Source organism: Rhodococcus sp. Leaf278, from assembly GCF_001426085.1.
Taxonomy (GTDB): Bacteria; Actinomycetota; Actinomycetes; order Mycobacteriales; family Mycobacteriaceae; genus Rhodococcoides.
Genome location: NZ_LMRR01000045.1, coordinates 200,018 through 216,032, shown reverse-complemented (window position 1 = coordinate 216,032; position 16,015 = coordinate 200,018). Strand labels below are relative to the sequence as shown.

General features: G+C 65.2%; 15 protein-coding genes. 1 reads left to right on the top strand and 14 read right to left on the bottom strand.

Annotated elements, in window-relative coordinates; genetic code table 11:
• Positions 1-25 precede the first annotated feature (25 nt).
• From ASG84_RS26485 to ASG84_RS26440, 10 genes are all read right to left on the bottom strand, one after another.
• Entirely contained in the window at positions 26-1,618 is a 1,593-nt protein-coding gene (locus tag ASG84_RS26485; protein WP_057479899.1) for a ComEC/Rec2 family competence protein, read from the bottom strand.
• Entirely contained in the window at positions 1,615-2,508 is an 894-nt protein-coding gene (locus ASG84_RS26480) for a ComEA family DNA-binding protein (RefSeq protein WP_057479898.1), read from the bottom strand. The genes ASG84_RS26485 and ASG84_RS26480 overlap by 4 nt, the downstream gene beginning before the upstream one ends.
• Positions 2,509-2,608: 100 nt before the next feature.
• On the bottom strand, positions 2,609-3,457 hold the full coding sequence (locus tag ASG84_RS26475; RefSeq protein WP_057479897.1) for a DegV family protein: 849 nt from the start codon (positions 3,455-3,457) through the stop codon (positions 2,609-2,611).
• Positions 3,454-4,224, bottom strand: coding sequence for a diglucosylglycerate octanoyltransferase (gene octT, locus ASG84_RS26470; protein WP_057479896.1), 771 nt, complete (start codon positions 4,222-4,224; stop codon positions 3,454-3,456). The genes ASG84_RS26475 and octT overlap by 4 nt, the downstream gene beginning before the upstream one ends.
• Positions 4,211-4,864, bottom strand: a complete 654-nt coding sequence (locus ASG84_RS26465; protein ID WP_057479895.1) for a histidine phosphatase family protein — start codon at positions 4,862-4,864, stop codon at positions 4,211-4,213. Before ASG84_RS26465 ends, octT begins: the two co-directional genes overlap by 14 nt.
• Positions 4,861-5,250, bottom strand: a complete 390-nt coding sequence (gene rsfS / locus ASG84_RS26460) for a ribosome silencing factor (RefSeq protein WP_032379193.1) — start codon at positions 5,248-5,250, stop codon at positions 4,861-4,863. The genes ASG84_RS26465 and rsfS overlap by 4 nt, the downstream gene beginning before the upstream one ends.
• Complete coding sequence (gene nadD, locus ASG84_RS26455; RefSeq protein WP_235581867.1) at positions 5,247-5,960, bottom strand: nicotinate-nucleotide adenylyltransferase; 714 nt, start codon at positions 5,958-5,960, stop codon at positions 5,247-5,249. Before nadD ends, rsfS begins: the two co-directional genes overlap by 4 nt.
• Before the next feature lie 107 nt (positions 5,961-6,067).
• Positions 6,068-7,483: a vWA domain-containing protein gene (locus tag ASG84_RS26450; RefSeq protein ID WP_057479894.1), complete on the bottom strand. Its 1,416-nt coding sequence runs from the start codon at positions 7,481-7,483 to the stop codon at positions 6,068-6,070.
• A gap of 1 nt (position 7,484) precedes the next feature.
• Positions 7,485-8,366 (bottom strand): AAA family ATPase, encoded by an 882-nt coding sequence (locus tag ASG84_RS26445; RefSeq protein ID WP_057479893.1) that lies wholly within the window; start codon positions 8,364-8,366, stop codon positions 7,485-7,487.
• A gap of 44 nt (positions 8,367-8,410) precedes the next feature.
• A complete protein-coding gene (locus tag ASG84_RS26440; RefSeq protein WP_057479892.1) occupies positions 8,411-9,691 on the bottom strand; it encodes a glutamate-5-semialdehyde dehydrogenase in 1,281 nt (426 codons plus the stop codon).
• 113 nt (positions 9,692-9,804) lie between these two features.
• On the opposite strand from ASG84_RS26440, the gene ASG84_RS26435 reads away from it, so the two are divergent.
• Positions 9,805-10,953 (top strand): NADH:flavin oxidoreductase/NADH oxidase, encoded by a 1,149-nt coding sequence (locus ASG84_RS26435; RefSeq protein ID WP_057479891.1) that lies wholly within the window; start codon positions 9,805-9,807, stop codon positions 10,951-10,953.
• Between the two features lie 4 nt (positions 10,954-10,957).
• On the opposite strand, the gene ASG84_RS26430 is transcribed toward ASG84_RS26435, so the two are convergent.
• From ASG84_RS26430 to ASG84_RS26415, 4 genes are all read right to left on the bottom strand, one after another.
• A complete protein-coding gene (locus tag ASG84_RS26430) occupies positions 10,958-11,914 on the bottom strand; it encodes a D-2-hydroxyacid dehydrogenase (RefSeq protein ID WP_057479890.1) in 957 nt (318 codons plus the stop codon).
• A 2-nt stretch (positions 11,915-11,916) separates the two neighbouring features.
• Positions 11,917-13,344, bottom strand: a complete 1,428-nt coding sequence (locus tag ASG84_RS26425) for an MFS transporter (protein WP_235581862.1) — start codon at positions 13,342-13,344, stop codon at positions 11,917-11,919.
• 114 nt (positions 13,345-13,458) lie between these two features.
• Positions 13,459-14,721 carry a M20 family metallopeptidase gene (locus ASG84_RS26420; RefSeq protein WP_057479889.1) on the bottom strand — a complete coding sequence of 421 codons (1,263 nt, stop codon included), beginning with the start codon at positions 14,719-14,721 and terminating at the stop codon, positions 13,459-13,461.
• Positions 14,718-16,013: an aminotransferase-like domain-containing protein gene (locus ASG84_RS26415; protein ID WP_057479888.1), complete on the bottom strand. Its 1,296-nt coding sequence runs from the start codon at positions 16,011-16,013 to the stop codon at positions 14,718-14,720. Before ASG84_RS26415 ends, ASG84_RS26420 begins: the two co-directional genes overlap by 4 nt.
• Positions 16,014-16,015 lie beyond the last annotated feature (2 nt).

Here is a 16,015-nt window from a genome sequence, read left to right as displayed (position 1 = left end):
GCGAGCATCCGCTTCGACCGAACACTCACCACAGCACGTGCGCAGTCCACATGGCCAATGCCGCAATCGCCATCACCGCACCGAACCACCGCAGCACTCGACACCGCAACGCCACCAGCAGTGTGGCTGTTCCGAAAACCGCCAGTGCTGCACCCACGAGACCGTCAGGGACGACGAGGCCCGCAACCGGCACCGACGCGGCCCGCTCTGCCACCGTGATCAACCACCACAGCGGCGCCGACGCAAGCTGCGCCGTCAACTCCGCCAGTGACGTGCTGACGGTGGCGATCACGGCCGTCACGATGCCCACCACCGTGATCGGAGCGACGACCGGTGCGACCAGCACGTTCGCAACGATGCCCACCACACTGATCGTTCCCGTCATTGCCGCGACAACAGGTGCCGTCACCGCGTGCGCCGCTGCAGCGACGGCCACCACCTCCGCGGCTCCCCTGGGCCAGCCGCGGGCTCGGAGCCAGTCGACCCAGATCGGTCCGACCAGGACGAGTCCGGCGGTGGCGAACACCGACAGCACGAATCCGACGTCGACCGCCAGCCTCGGCCACCATGCGAGCAACCCCAGCACCGCGCCGCAGAGAGCCGGAACGGCCTGCCGCCGCCTGCCGGTGACGAGGGCCAACAACCCGATCGAGCCCATCACCGCCGCGCGAAGCACACTCGGCGACGGGCGGGCCACGATCACGAACGCAACGAGCACAATGAACGCGACTGCGACAGTCGCTCGGGGGCCGATCCCGATACTGCGCAACACCAACAGGACCGCACCGATCACAATGGAGAAATTGGCACCGGACACCGCCGTCAGGTGCGTCAGGCCCGCTGCCCGGAAGTTCTCGGCCACAGTTTCGTCCAATCGGGACACGTCCCCGACAACGAGACCGGGTAGCAGACCTGCGCGATCCGCCGGCATCGAATTCTGCGCCACCGCAGCCAAATTCGACCGAAAGGTGCCGGCCGTAGCAGAGATCGTGCCGGGCTCATCGACGGTGACCGGTGGTCCCGACAGGCGGATCACCGCCACGGTCATGTCCGGCCGAATCGGTGTGCCGAGCCTGCCCCGGACGGTGATCTGTTGACCCGGCAGCAGTGCCGACCAGCTCGACTCCGGAGCGATGATCGACACGCGTCCGCCGACGTACAGCGCTTCGCCCCCGACGTCCACGCGAATCAGCTCAGCCTTCGTCATCACCATCGAGGGTCCTGCGGACGTCAGTCGGCGGGGGTCCTCTTCCAACCGCACCGACGCTGTGATCCACGCACGTTTGTCCGCGGCTGCTGCCACGGGATGATCTGCTACTGCGCACATCTGAAGCCAGATCGCTCCCCCGAAGCACAGTGCGAGCGCGATCACCGTGGCCACTCCCGCACCACTGGGACCGGATGCGGCGCATCGCCGCGCCAACCGCCGCAGCAGCAGCGAACCGAGCAACACCACCGCCGAGGTGGACACCGTGGCCGCCACCGCCGCGCCGGGGCCGCCGAGAATTCCGACCGCGGTGATCGACCAGCACACCACCACAGCCGGAACCAGCCGAATATCGAAAGGCAGAAACTCGTCGGTCTGCGCAGTGGCGGTCAGTACGGCGGCGGTGCTCATCCGATGTGCACGAGATCGCGGATCTTCGTCAGCCTTCCGGGCCCGATCCCGTCCACTTCGGCGAGCTGATCGACAGAGACGAAGCGGCCGTTGGTCTCTCGCCAACTCACGATCGACGTCGCGGTCACCGGTCCGACCCCGGGTAAGGCGTCCAACTCGGCCACGGTGGCGGCATTGAGGTCCACCGTCCCGCCGATCGGCGAACCCTCAGGCGGATCGGCCGCGACCCCACCGGCCACCATTCCACCGCCCGACGCCACGCCCTGCGTCGAGGACGTACCGCTCACCGGCGGGGGTGCCTGCGGTGGCACGACACCGACGACGATCTGATCGCCGTCGGCCACTTGCGCGGCCATGTTGAGTGCCAAGAGATCGGCACCCTCGACGGGTCCTCCCGCCGCGGCGATCGCGTCGGCGATTCGCGAACCCGGTTGCAGTCGAACCAGTCCGGGCTGTACCACCAGGCCTACGACGCTCACGACCAGCTCGGCCTCCGCTGCCGGTACCTGTTCGGCCGGGACGTCCGGATCCCCCGTATCGGGAGCAACCACGGCCAGTGGCGGAGCGGGTGCAGGCGTCGGCGCATCTCGAAACACCGCGAACGCTGCGACGAGCACGACAAAAATCCCGGCTGCAGCCAGGGCGATGGCACCCTGCCTTCCCGGGTCCACCCGCGCGGAACGCCATCGCTGCGGAAGTACGGACGACCACGGGGAACCGAGCCGCGGCGAACTCGAGACCAGCCAATCCGGTTCCGGGGTCGTCACGTCCGGGCCGGCTTCCTCCATCTCGACGCGCGCGGGTATCCCGTCCGTGCGTGCGGAATCAGGTTGTCTGCGCACGGCATTGAGTCGCGCCACCGTGTGCGCCCGATCGTCGTCACCGCCCATGCATCAGAACGCTAGTTCCGGCGGTCGGGCTCACCCGCAACGAGACGCTGGTCGCGAATTGCCCTGTGCACAACCCGATACCTGTGGATGATCGGCGCGACTACCGGTTCGCCGGTGCCACCACGACGCCGACAGCACCGGGGCCGACATGCGCTCCCAGCACGGCACCGAAGGGATACACGTCGACGCTGGTGAGGCCTGGAATTCGAGAGACCAGCATCGCAGCGACGTCGTCGGCACGCTCTGCGCACGACATGTGGTGTACGGCCAGCGCAACCCCCGAATCGTCACCGACCTCGGCTGCGGCAGCGACGGCTGCGTCGACCAACTTGTTCAGCGCCTTGGACGAGGTCCGTGTCTTTTCCCTCAGCACGAGTGCGCCGCCGCTGATGTGCAACACCGGTTTCATGGCCAGTGCGGTGCCGAGGAGGGCTGCGGCAGTGCCGATTCGACCTCCGCGCCGCAGATGGTCGAGGCGATCGACGACGATGAAGCATCTCGATGTGGTCGACGCAGCGACGGCGCAGTGGTAGACCGTGTCCAGGTCCGCTCCCCCGGCCGCCGCGCGAGCAGCAGCCAGCACGGCAAAGCCCAATCCCATTCCTGCAGAACCTGAATCGACCACTCGAACGGCAGGGCCGACCTCGTCTGCGGCCTGACGCGCTGCTTCCCACGTGCTCGAGAGCCCCCGGGAGATGTGCAGCGCCACCACACCGTCTCCTCGACTACGTTCGAGAGCCGCTGCGTACACGTCGGTCAGCTCGCCCGGTGACGCGCCGGCGGTGGTCACGTGATTCCCCGAGGTGGCGTGCTCGGGGATCTCGTCCACACCCTCGCGGTGGTCGACTCCGTTCACCAGCACGTGCAGAGGAACCAGGGAGATTCCCCGCTCGGCCGCAAGCGAAGCAGGCAGGCAGGACGAGGAGTCGGTGACGACGGCGACGGTCATGGCTTCGGGGTCGCGGCGGGGTTCTCGGTCGACGCCGAGACCGCCACCGGTCGCAACGCGTCGAGCATCGCCTTCGCCACCTCACGATGCGCGTCCCACCCCCAGTGGATGCCGTCGGGGTTCGCGTTCTCCGATTCGATGTTCGGGCGCACCGCGTCGGCGAGGTCGACCATCGGAACGTTCTTGTCCGTACTCCACGCCCGCAACGCGCGCACTGCGGGCTCACGGCCCGAGTGCACCCGCCCGTAAGCGTCGCAGCGATGCACCGACGGATAGGTGCCGACGACGGGAAGCTCGGGACGTACGTAGGCCAATGCGGCGCGGGCCTGCTCCAGATAGTCCACGCTCAGCCGCGGCGGCAGTGCAACGGGCCAACCCAGATGAGACAGAGCGGGTTGTACCGCCTGGTACCCCATGCGAACCACGCGTCGCAGCGCCGGTGGTCTGATGTATCGGATCTGCTCCCGCAGCGCGGTGGGCAAGGGCGAAGGTAGCGAATCCATGCCGCCGATGGCGAACACCACGGCACCGGCTCGGGGAATCGCGGCCCACACTCGCGGATCCTGGGTCAGAGCCCACCATGCGTCACGACTCGTCCAGCCGATGCGCGCCACCAATTCCACTGTCCAACCGAGTTCAGCGGCAACAAGATTGGGCCACAGCCGCGGGTCGTCGACCGGCAGCCCGCCCTCGGGTCCGTAGTAACTCAGCGAGTCCGCGAGCACGAGCAGCGCGGGGCGCACCGCCGTCCCGTCAGAGGACGTCACTGGCCACTCGCGCCGAGGCGTTCCACACGTCCAGGCGCCACGCGGGGTCAGCGCCGTCCCCGTGCGCGCCGAGCTGAACCCAGCTGGTGTTGGCCAGCCCACCGAGCACCGGCCAACGGTCTGTCGGCAGATCGAGCAACGCCGCCGTCAGTGCCGCGATCAGGCCCCCGTGCGCCACGAGTACCAGTGGACGCTGATCGCCATCGGCACCCCACTCGGCGACACCGCTCAGAAGCTCGCGAACCACGGGAACACTGCGACGGGCGACGTCGATACGGCTCTCCCCGCCCGGTGGAGCGATGGTGGCATCGGCTCGCCATGCCGGCCGAGCGCCGGGTGCGATGCCGTCGACCTCGGTGTGGGTCAGACCCTGCCACTCGCCGAGATGCGTTTCACGCAGGCGCTCGTCCTGCGTGACCGAAACACCGGCAGCGTCGCCCAGGGCGACGGCAGTGTCGAGAGCCCGCCGCAGGTCGGACGAGACGATCCGAATCGGCTCACGCGTCGCCAGTTCGGCGGCGGCCGTCTTGGCTTGGGTGCGACCGAGCTCGGACAGATCGGTATCGAGCTGACCCTGCATGCGGTCGGTGGCGTTGTATTCCGTCTGACCGTGCCGAAGCAGGATGAGCCGTCGGATCATTGCTCCGATTCCGCAGCCGGGTGCTGTCCGAGACCGGGGACCTCGATGGTCGGGCAGTCCTTCCACAACCGCTCGAGGGCGTAAAAGTTGCGCTCTTCGTTGTGCTGGACGTGCACGACGATGTCGGAGTAGTCCAACAGTGCCCAGCGACCTTCCTTGGTGCCCTCGCGGCGGACCGGCTTGTGTCCGGCTTCACGAAGCTGATCCTCGATGTTGTCCACGATCGAGTTGACCTGACGCTCGTTGGGCGCAGAGGCGATCACGAAGCAATCGGTGATGTAGAGCTGGTCGGAGACGTCGAGGATCACCACGTCGCTGGCCAGTTTGTCGTCGGCTGCGAGCGCGGCGATACGCGCCATCTCGGCGGCTTCGGCTGTTGCAGTCACTTGGGTGTACTCCCACTCGTATGGTTCGGGTTCGCGGTCATTGCTCTGGTGACCGGCCCTTCCGGTTGCTTCTTCTGGGGTGCCGGCTCCGACATGGTGACGGATCCGTCGAGGCGCAGAGCGCCTCGTGGTCTGTAGAGATTTCTCTTCGAGATGTATTGCACGACGCCGTCCGGTACGAGGTACCACACAGGCCGATTCTCACCGGCTCGAAGTCGACAGTCCGTCGACGATATCGCGAGTGCCGGGATTTCCATCAATGTGAGGGTGCCGGCAGGCAACGACCGGAGGTGGTTGGCCAGATGTTCGACGCCCAGCTCGAACCCAGGACGCGAGACTCCGACGAACTTGGCGAGCTCGAACAACTCCTCCCAGTTCTGCCACGTCAGGATCGACTCGAGGGCGTCCGCGCCGGTGATGAAGAACAGCTCGGCATTGGGGTGCTGCGCCCGCAGATCGCGCAGAGTGTCGACGGTGTAGGTCGACTTCTCTCGGTCGACGTCCACGCGACTGACGGAGAACCGGGGATTGGACGCCGTCGCGATCACGGTCATCAGATACCGGTCTTCCGCCGGGCTGACCGTTGTGCCTTCCTTCTGCCAGGGGTTTCCAGTGGGGACGAAGATGACTTCGTCCAGACCGAACTTGTTCGCCACTTCGCTGGCAGCGACGAGGTGCCCGTGGTGTATCGGGTCGAAGGTGCCACCCATCACGCCCAAACGGCGAACGGACTGCTTCCCTGTGTCGTCACCGAGGTCGTATTCGTGCTGCACAACCGTCGATTCTACGTCCGGGCCGCTGCCGGGCGTCACATGCCTCACACCGGTAGCAGACGTGAGACCACGGTGGCGAGCTGCTGGGCGGATCGGCACTCGTGCATGGCGATCACGTCGGCGTACACCTTGGCTGCCGAATCGCCGGATCCCCACTGCGATTTCGGTTCGGGGTTGAGCCAGTACGCGTGCTTGGCCACCGAGACGATATGCGCCAACGCGGGCAGCTTGGGTTCGCGGTAGTTGGTGCGGGCGTCACCGAGAATCAACACCGAACTGCGACTGGTGACCGCATGCGCGTACTTCTCGTCGAATGTCGTCAGCGCATGACCGTAATCCGAGTGGCCGTCGTACGTCACCAGATCGGACTCCCGGACGATGCGGCTCATCGCAGCCCCGAGGTCGGAGCCGGAGTCGAAGAATCGCGTCACCTCGTCGGTGGAATCGATGAACGCGAAGATTCGAACGCGCGAGAACTGCTCTCGCAGAGCGTGCACCAACAGCAGGGTGAAGTTACTGAAGCCCGCCACCGAGCCCGAGACATCGCACAGCACAACCAATTCGGGGCGAGCTCGACGCGGCTTGCGCTCCACCAAGTCGATCGGAATGCCGCCGGTGGACATCGACTTGCGCAGGGTGCGTCGCAGATCGATCGAACCGTGTCTGCTTCTACTGCGCCGCACTGCAAGTCGTGAGGCGAGCAGCCGAGCCAGCGGGGTGACGTTGCGTCGCAGCGCCACCATCTCCGCATCCGAGGCCCGCAGGAAGTCGACCTCCTCGGCCAGCTTGGGCACACCGTAACTCGCCACTCGCTCGCGGCCCAGCTTCTCGGCCGACCTCCGCCTCGTCTCGTTCTCGACCATCTTGCGAAGGTCGGCGATGCGTTGCGCTGCAGTACGTTTGGCCACTTCCGATTCGTAGTCGTCGGTGGGCCGATCCGGTGCGTCGTCGGCGCGGCCGAGCAGCCCATCGAGGATCTTGCGCAACAACGTATCGGGGGCAACGTCACGCAGGGCTTGATAGGCCGAGAACGACGGGCCGTTGGAGGACTTGTACTGGCCGAGCTCCTCGACCATCTGGGCTGCCAGCATCTGGGTCAGTTCGGCCGCCTCGGCCGAGTCGTCCGAGAGCAGTTCGACTATCAGTTCGCGCAATGCATCGATATCGACCTCGCCCGTGTCGGTGCGGGGAAGCGCGGTGTCGATCTGTCCCGAATCCCTGGTACCCGATGCCACCGGAAACCACAGGTCGAACAACGCGTCGAATACTCCGCGGTGCGTCGGTCGTCTCAGCAGCGCGCAGGCCAACCCCTCACGGACCGCTTCCCGGTCCAACAGATCCAGCACGGACAGGACGCGTCCGGCATCGACGGTCTCCGATGGCCCCACCGAGATCCCACGCTTGCGTAACGCCTCGACGAAGCCGACCAGATGCCCGGGAATTCCGTGCGGGGCCAACATGTCAGTTCAACCGCAGTTCGGCTGCTGCGCGCACCTGGTCCGACTGATGTTTGAGCACCACGCCGAGAGTCGAGCGCACGGCATCCTCGTCGAGGGTGTCCATCCCGAGAGCCAGCAGCGTGCGACCCCAGTCGATGGTCTCGGCGACCGACGGCAACTTCTTGAGCTGCATCCCGCGCAGCACACGGACGGTCTTGATCAACTGCTCCGCGATCGCCTCGGGCAGTTCGGGAACCCGGCTGGCCAGGATTCGACGCTCGAGGTCCGCGTCGGGGAAATCGAGGTGCAGGAACAGGCAGCGGCGCTTGAGGGCCTCCGACAGTTCGCGAGTGGCGTTGGAGGTCAGCACCACGAACGGAGTGCGCTCGGCGGTGATGGTGCCGAGTTCGGGGATGGTGATCGCGAAGTCGCTGAGCACTTCGAGCAGCAGTCCTTCGATCTCGACGTCGGCCTTGTCGGTCTCGTCGATGAGCAGCACGGTGGGGTCGGTACGCCGAATGGCTTGCAGCAGCGGCCGCGCGAGCAGGAACTCCTCGGAGAAGACATCGAGCTTCGTCGAATCCCAGTCGGCACTGGTCCCCGACTGAATTCGCAGAATCTGCTTCGCGTGGTTCCACTCGTACAGGGCGCGGGCCTCGTCGACGCCTTCGTAGCACTGCAACCGCACCAGCTCGGCACCCGTCGTCTGGGCCACGGCACGAGCCAATTCGGTCTTTCCCACACCCGCCGGTCCCTCGATCAGCAGCGGTTTGCCGAGGCGGTCGGCGAGAAAGACAGAGGTGGCCGTGGCTTTGTCGGCCAGGTATCCCGTTTCGGCCAGACGCTCGAGGACGTCGTTCACACTCGCGAACAGCGGCGGTGTCGTCGGTAGGGCACGATCCACGTCACAACTCCTGATGATCGGGTCTGGCCGGTACGGCTGAGGCGTCAGACATCTCGGACGTGCCCGTCGCCCCACACTGTCCATTTGGTCGAGGTCAGCTCGGGTAATCCCATGGGCCCTCGGGCGTGCAGCTTCTGAGTGGAGATACCTATCTCGGCACCGAAGCCGAATTGCTCACCGTCGGTGAAGGCGGTGGAGGCATTGACCATCACCGCAGCCGCGTCGACACGCTGGGTGAATTCGCGCGCGGCTCCGATATCGGCCGCGACGATCGCCTCGGTATGTCCGGTTCCGTATCGATCGATGTGCTCGATCGCCTCGTCGATGCCGCCCACGACCTTCAGCGCGATGTCGAGCGAGAGGTACTCCTGCGACCAGTCCTCGTCGTTCGCGGGCACCAGCCCGGGCAGGTCGCCGTGCACCGTGACGCTGTGCATCTGGAACGCCTGCAGCAGCCGCGGCACCACGGTGTCGGCGATCGCAGCGTCGACCAGCACGGTCTCGGCAGCGTTGCAGACACTGACTCGACGGGTCTTGGCATTCAGCACGATCTTCTCGGCGATCTCCGGATCGGCCGAGGAATGGATGTACACGTGGCAGTTACCGACTCCGGTCTCGATGGTCGGCACCGTGGCATCGCGAACGACGGCAGCGATCAGCCCCGCGCCCCCGCGTGGGATGACCACGTCCACCAGACCGCGCGCCTGAATGAGATGGGTGACCGTGGCGCGGTCGGCACTGCCCAGCAGTTGAACGGCGGCCTCGGGCAGACCGTGTTCGCGCAACGCCCCTTGCAGCGCGTCGACCAATGCTGCGTTGGACTGTGCCGCCGAGGACGAACCTCGCAGCAGCACCGCGTTGCCGGACTTGAACGCGAGACCGAACGCGTCGACGGTGACGTTGGGCCGCGCCTCGTAGACCATGCCCACCACGCCGAGAGGAACCCTCACCTGCCTGATCTCGAGACCGTTGGGAAGGGTCGAACCGCGGATGACCCCGCCGATCGGATCCGGCAGTGCGGCGACCTGTCGCAGTCCTGCCGCGATGCCGTCGATGCGCGACGCGGTCAACCGCAGTCGATCCAACAGACCCTCGTCCGTACCCGCTGCTCGCGCGATCTCGATGTCGGCCGCGTTCGCAGCCAGGACCGAATCCGCAGCAGAAACCACGGCATCGGCGGCGGTATGCAGCAACGAGTCCTTCTCGGCGGTCGTCAGCAGTGCCAGCGCACGCGAAGCAATCCGTGCCCGACGAGCGGCCGCGTGCACGTTCTCACGCTCGTCGAGCGTCGTGGGCACCGATTCGGCCGAGACGGAAGCAGTCATGATCTACACACTAATAGGGCCCGGGAATGAACCTGCATCGCCGCGTCGTTGCAGCACGACGTGGAGATCACCGACGTCGACGGCGTCGATACCGACAGACCGGAGGAACACCTGTGAGTGCCTTGTTCGAGCCTCTGACCCTGCGCGAGGTCACCTTCCCCAACCGGGTATGGATGGCACCGATGTGCCAGTACTCGGCCGACGACGCGGGCGAGCACGTCGGTGCCGCCGGCGACTGGCATCGCACTCATCTGGTGAGCCGTGCGATCGGCGGTGCCGGCCTGATCATCACCGAAGCCACTGCAGTCAGCCCTGAGGGTCGCATCAGTCCATCGGACCTCGGCATCTGGAACGACACACAGGCAGACGCACTGGCCGAGATCGTCGCCGAGATCGCGTCCTTCGGGAGCGTTCCGGGCATCCAGCTGGCACACGCGGGCCGGAAGGCTTCCACAGCTGCTCCCTGGCTCGGCGGCAAGTCGCTGCCCGCCGACGATCCCCGCAGCTGGGAGACCATCGGTCCGAGCGCGATCGCCTTCGGCGATTATGCGACGCCCCGCGAGGCAACCGGCGACGACATCGCGAAGATCGTCGACGACTTTCGCTCTGCGGCGCAGCGCGCACTGAAGGCCGGATTCAAGGTGGCCGAGATTCACGGTGCGCACGGTTACCTGTTGCACCAATTTCTCTCGCCCGCCAGCAACACTCGTACCGACGCGTATGGCGGTGACTTCGCGGGCCGCACGCGGCTGCTGATCGAGGTGGTCGACGCAGTCCGTGAGGTGTGGCCGGCCGAGCTTCCGGTGTTCGTCCGTCTGTCCGCGACGGACTGGCTGGACGAGCCCGAGAACGAGGCAGGAGTGGAGCCTGCGGAACGACCATTACATGCCACAGCCGAATTGGAAGCTCCGAGCTGGACGGCAGACCAGACGGTCGCCCTGTCGCAGATCCTCACCGAACACGGGGTGGATCTGGTCGATACCTCCACCGGAGGAAACGTGCACGCCAAGATCCCGGTCGGTCCCGGCTACCAGGTTCCGTTCGCACGGCGTATCCAGAACGAGACCACGATGCCCGCCGCTGCGGTCGGCATGATCACCGAACCAAAGCAGGCAGAGGACATCGTCTCGCTGGGCGAGGCGACAGCCGTGCTGCTGGCGCGCGAGCTGCTGCGTGATCCGTACTGGCCGCGGCGCGCTGCCCGCGAACTCGGTGTGGAGATGAGTCCGACCGTGGCACCGCAATACGAGCGCGCCTACTGAGGTCTCACGCCACGAATCCCAACTTCTTGTCCACGACGTTGATCAAGGGTTCGCCCCGAAAGTATCGACGCGCGTTGTCGGCGAACACCTTTGCGAGTTGCTGCTTCCACCCCGACGCGTCGCCGCTCATGTGCGGCGTGAGAATCACGTTCTCGGTCGTCCACAACGGATGGTCGGCCGAGAGCGGCTCGGTCTCGAACACGTCCAGCGCGGCACCGGCAATGTGGCCGGTGCCGAGATGCTTCAGCAGTGCCTCGGTATCGAGCAGCTCACCGCGGCCCACGTTGATCACCCGCGCGCCGGGCTTCATCGCGGCCAACACCGAATCGTCGACCAGACCCCTCGTCTGTTCGGTCAACGGGGCAACCAGAACCAGATAGTCGACCCGCGCTACCTGGTCCGCCAGATCATCACTGGCGTACACGGTGCCGAAATCTCGGTCGCCTTCTCGTGCAGTTCGACCCACGCCCGAGACCGACATCCCCACCGCACTCAGCAGAGTTGCAATGGCACGACCGATCGCTCCGGTGCCCACGATCATCGCGTGCGCGCCGTCGATGCGTTCGGTCTCGCGGTGTTGCCAAATCTTCGAATGCTGCAGTGCACGTGAGCGTTCGGAATCCTTGGCGAACGCGAGGATCTGAGCCAGTACGAATTCTGCGATCGGGCGATCGAATACGCCCCGCGAATTGGTCACGACCACATCGGATTCCACCAACTCGTCGAACATCAACGAGTCCACGCCGGCAGCGGCGATGTGGATCCACTTCAACGAACCGCACCGCGGCCAGGCGGATCGGACTGCAGGTGAGAAGAAATCCCAGAGCAGCAACGCGTCGGCACCGTCGACTGCATCCGCAAGCGTGTCCGCCGTGGCATATCTGACAACGGCGACCTCCTCGACGGACTCGAGTCCGTCGGGAAGGTCGCCGGCATGCAGAACGACGAGAGTCGGTGCCACTACTACTTCTTGTAGCCGACGAGTTCGACGCCGGATGCGGCAACCTCGTCGTCGTTGTCACCTGGGCACTGGGTTCCGCGTAGTGATCGTCCTGCCGTCTCGGGCATCAACAGGATCGGAACGAACGCGATGGCGGCGGCGATCATCATGTACCAACCCGGGACCAGGTTGGAACCGGTTCGGTCGATCAGGAACGTCAGGATCAGCGGCGCCGTGCCACCGAAGAGCGCTGTCGACACGTTGTATCCGATTGCGAACGCCCCGTAGCGCACCTGAGTGGGGAACAGTGCGGGCAGTGTCGACGACACGCAGGAGCACATGATGACCAGCAACACTCCGAGACCGAGCAAGCCGATGCTCTGGCCGATCAGACCGGTGTTGATGATCAACAGGAACAGCGGAACGCTGAAGACGAAGTACCCCACGCAGGCGACCAGAAGCAACGGCTTTCGACCCACCCGGTCGGACAGAGCGCCGATGGGGTTGATGATCAACATCATGATGATCATGATGGCCACGAGGGTGAAGTTGGACTGAGTAGTGCTGTGCCCCAACGTGTCGCTCAGGTACGAGGGCAAGAACGTCAGCACCGTGTAGTAAGCGATGTTGAGCAGTAGCACGAATCCCATCAGGATCAGGATCCGCTGCCAGTACGTCATGGTGGCCTTGAGTGAGGTGACGGCTCCGCCTGCCCCCTCGTCGACCGTGCCTCCCTCTTCCTTCGCTTCGGCGAACACCGGAGAATCTTCCAGCCGGGTCCGCAGCCACAGCGCAACGATGCCCAACGGCAGTGTCACCAGGAATGGAATTCGCCAGCCCCAGGCCTCCATGGTCTCGTCGCCGAGACCGACGTTGAGCAGGGTGCACAGGGTGGCACCGCCCACGGTGCCTGCGAGGGTACCGAATTCGAGGAACGATCCGAAGAATCCGCGGCGCTTGTCGGGTGCGTACTCGGCCATGAACACTGCTGCGCCGCCGTATTCACCACCGGTGGAGAAGCCCTGCACCAAACGGCAGACGAGCAGCAGCAACGGTGCGGCGATGCCGATGGTGTCGAATGTCGGCAGCACACCGATCGCCGCCGTGGCCAACGTCATCATCGAGACGGTCAGTACGAGGACCTTCTGGCGACCGATGCGGTCGCCGAGTGGGCCGAGCACGATACCGCCGATGGGACGAATGATGAACGACGCGGCCAGCACGGCGAAGGTGGAGAGCAGGCTCGCTCCCCCGTCCTCGGACGGGAAGAAATTGGCGGCAATGTAGACGGCGAGATAGCCGTACACCGCGTAATCGAACCACTCGACTGCGTTGCCGAGTGCCGATCCGCCGATGGCGCGGTGGAGAATTTTGGTCTCGTCCGGGCTCAGGGTGTCGGTACTGGGGGGATATCCGGTCGGCGATGCTGCCGACCCTGAATTTTCGGTCACGGTCGAAATACCTCTCGCTTTTGTGGACAAAGTGGAGCGTCGGTGTGGTACTTCGCAGCATTCGACATTACGGCGATGCAGAACGTACGGTTCGGCCAACCCCCTCGTGCAGCGCTAAAGTCCTGGTAGTGCAGCAATTCTGGTGGCGATCAACGCGTACGCCCTTGCGCTGTCGGTCAATTGCCGCACGGCCACGGACTCGTCCGGTCGATGCGCCTGTTTTTCGATCTCCCCCGGACCGAGCACGACGGTGGGTATTCCCATCTGCTGTGCCACAAAACCACCATCGCACGATGCGGTCCAGATGTCAGTGAAACGCACAGGATTGGAGCCTGCGGAATGACCATCGAGCACAGGATTGCAGCCTGCGGAATGACCATTCGTTATGGATCCGTTGTCGATGACCGATTGCACTGCGGTAGTGACCAATCCGTCGTCGATGCTGGTCAGAAAGCCCGGCATCTCCATCGAGATACCGATCTCGACATCGATACCGGACCCGATGAGTCCCGCTGATTCGATGCGTGATCGTAGATCGCCGACGACGCCCGCGGCGCTCTCGCCCGGTAGGAGACGGCGGTCGACCGTGACGACACACCGGTCGGCGACCATCGACGTGCCCGTACCTCCCGCTATCGTCCCCACATTCCAGGTGGCCGGCCCCAGTTCGGGGTCGGGGTTCGCGTCGAGCTCGGCCTGGGAGCCCTCGATAATGTCGATGATGCGTGCTGCGGCCGAGATGGCGTTTGCGCCGTTGCGCGGTTGCCCCGCGTGCGCGGATCGGCCCCGAACCTCGATCTCCAGGTTCGCTGCTCCTCGGCATCCGTAGATGGTGACCAGATCCGTTGGCTCCGCCACCACGCAACAGCTGTACGTGCGGTGCTGCGGTTCGGCGACGAACGCTCGGATACCGAGTCCGGTGTCCTCCTCGTCGACCAGGCACGCCAACGTCATGGGGTACTCGTCCGCGAGACCGGAACGCAGCACAGCGGTCATGGCCGCCACCACCGCGGCCAGGCCGCCCTTCATGTCGCAGGACCCGCGGCCGACGATGCGGCCGTCCCGAACCACGGCGGAAAAGGGATCGGCGGTCCAGCCCGTACCAGCGGGGACCACGTCGGAATGGCCCACGAACAGCGCCCCGGGCCGCTCGTCGGATCCGATGGACACGAAAACATTGGGCCGACCAGGAGCGACCTCGACCGTCCGAACATCGAAACCCAGTGCGCGACAGTGTTCGGCAAGGACTTTTGCGGTCTTCTCCTCGGTATTCCCGGGATTCTCACCGCCCGCATCGATCAAAGCGGTTGTCAAACCGATGATGTCCGACTCATCGATCGAATCCAGAAGGGCACGTTCGGAACTCGTGACCGTCATCGAGTCGGGTCGGAGGCGAGCAGGTGCTTGGACTTCTCCACTGCCACCGCAAGTCTCCTGATTCCCTCGTCGATACGTTCGGGAGTCGACGAGGCGAAGCACAGCCGCAACGAATCGTGAAATTTTCCGCCCACAGACAATGCCGGTCCCGGAATGTAGGCCACTCCTTCTGCCAGCGCCGTCTCGAACAAGTCCTGAGTAGAGAAATCGACATCGTTGCCACGCAGCGTCGCCCAGAGAAAGAACCCACCCTCGGGGTCGGTCGTCGACATCGAATCGCCGAAGTGTTTGTCGATGCTGTTCTGCATCGCGATCTTGCGTGGCAGATACACCGAGGCCAACGACCGAAGATGCTCGTCGAGCAGTCCGCGCCGGATGTACTCGGCCACCATCCGCTGGGCCGGCAGGTTCGTGCACGTGTCCATGGCCTGCTTGGCGTTGACGATCAGCTGCCGCGCCTCGGGGGCGGCGTCCACCCAACCCACCCGTAGGCCGGGCGCGATCATCTTCGAGAACGTGCGTACGGAGAAGATCAACGGATCGTCGGGACTGAGTGTGCCGAAACTGGGGATCGACTCACCCGAGAATCGGAGCAGACCGTAGGGATCGTCGTCGAGGATCACCGATCCCCACTTGTGCGCCAGCTCGATGAGCAGCTGACGACGCTCGAGCGACAGGGTCACCCCGGACGGGTTCTGGAAGTTGGGGATCACGTAGATCATCTTCGGCAACCGCCCGGCGCGCTCGACGAGCTCGGGCAATGCCTCGACGATGAGACCGTTACTGTCCATCGGGGCCTCGAGGATGTCGCCCCCGTAACTGAGTACGGTGGCGGTTCCGTTGGTGTACGTGGGGCTTTCGACGATCACCAGGTCGCCCGGATCGACGAACAACTTGCACGCGATGTCGAGGCCTTGCATCCCGCCCGACGTGATCACCACTCGCTCTTCGGACGTGGGCTCGCCCACCGACTCCAGGTACGCGAGCAACGCGTCGAGCAGGCCCGGGTCACCCTCGGTGGCACCGTAATCGAATGCGTCCGCGGTGAGCACGCTGCCGGCGATCTCGGTGAACGCAGCAGCCGGAACCGTCTCGGCGGCAGGAGATCCCATCGCGAAGCGCACGATGTCGTGTTTCTGCGCAGCGAGGAGCGATGTCGACGAATCGATCACCGATCCCACCAGCTTGTCGGTTCGCAGGGCCCAGGGAATGCTGGCAGGAGTGGAGCCTGCGGAACGACCTTGGGTGGCAGGAGTGGAGCCTGCGGAACGACCTCGAGTAGATGCGGTCATGC

Excerpts from the sequence above, each read along its gene's own strand:
- ASG84_RS26485 (WP_057479899.1), bottom strand. The coding sequence starts at position 1,618 with ATGAGCACCGCCGCCGTACTGACCGCCACTGCGCAGACCGACGAGTTT.
- ASG84_RS26480 (WP_057479898.1), bottom strand. The coding sequence starts at position 2,508 with ATGGGCGGTGACGACGATCGGGCGCACACGGTGGCGCGACTCAATGCC.
- ASG84_RS26475 (WP_057479897.1), bottom strand. The coding sequence starts at position 3,457 with ATGACCGTCGCCGTCGTCACCGACTCCTCGTCCTGCCTGCCTGCTTCG.
- ASG84_RS26465 (WP_057479895.1), bottom strand. The coding sequence starts at position 4,864 with ATGATCCGACGGCTCATCCTGCTTCGGCACGGTCAGACGGAATACAAC.
- nadD (WP_235581867.1), bottom strand. The coding sequence starts at position 5,960 with ATGGGTGGCACCTTCGACCCGATACACCACGGGCACCTCGTCGCTGCC.
- ASG84_RS26450 (WP_057479894.1), bottom strand. The coding sequence starts at position 7,483 with ATGTTGGCCCCGCACGGAATTCCCGGGCATCTGGTCGGCTTCGTCGAG.
- ASG84_RS26440 (WP_057479892.1), bottom strand. The coding sequence starts at position 9,691 with ATGACTGCTTCCGTCTCGGCCGAATCGGTGCCCACGACGCTCGACGAG.
- ASG84_RS26420 (WP_057479889.1), bottom strand. The coding sequence starts at position 14,721 with ATGACGGTCACGAGTTCCGAACGTGCCCTTCTGGATTCGATCGATGAG.
- ASG84_RS26415 (WP_057479888.1), bottom strand. The coding sequence starts at position 16,013 with ATGACCGCATCTACTCGAGGTCGTTCCGCAGGCTCCACTCCTGCCACC.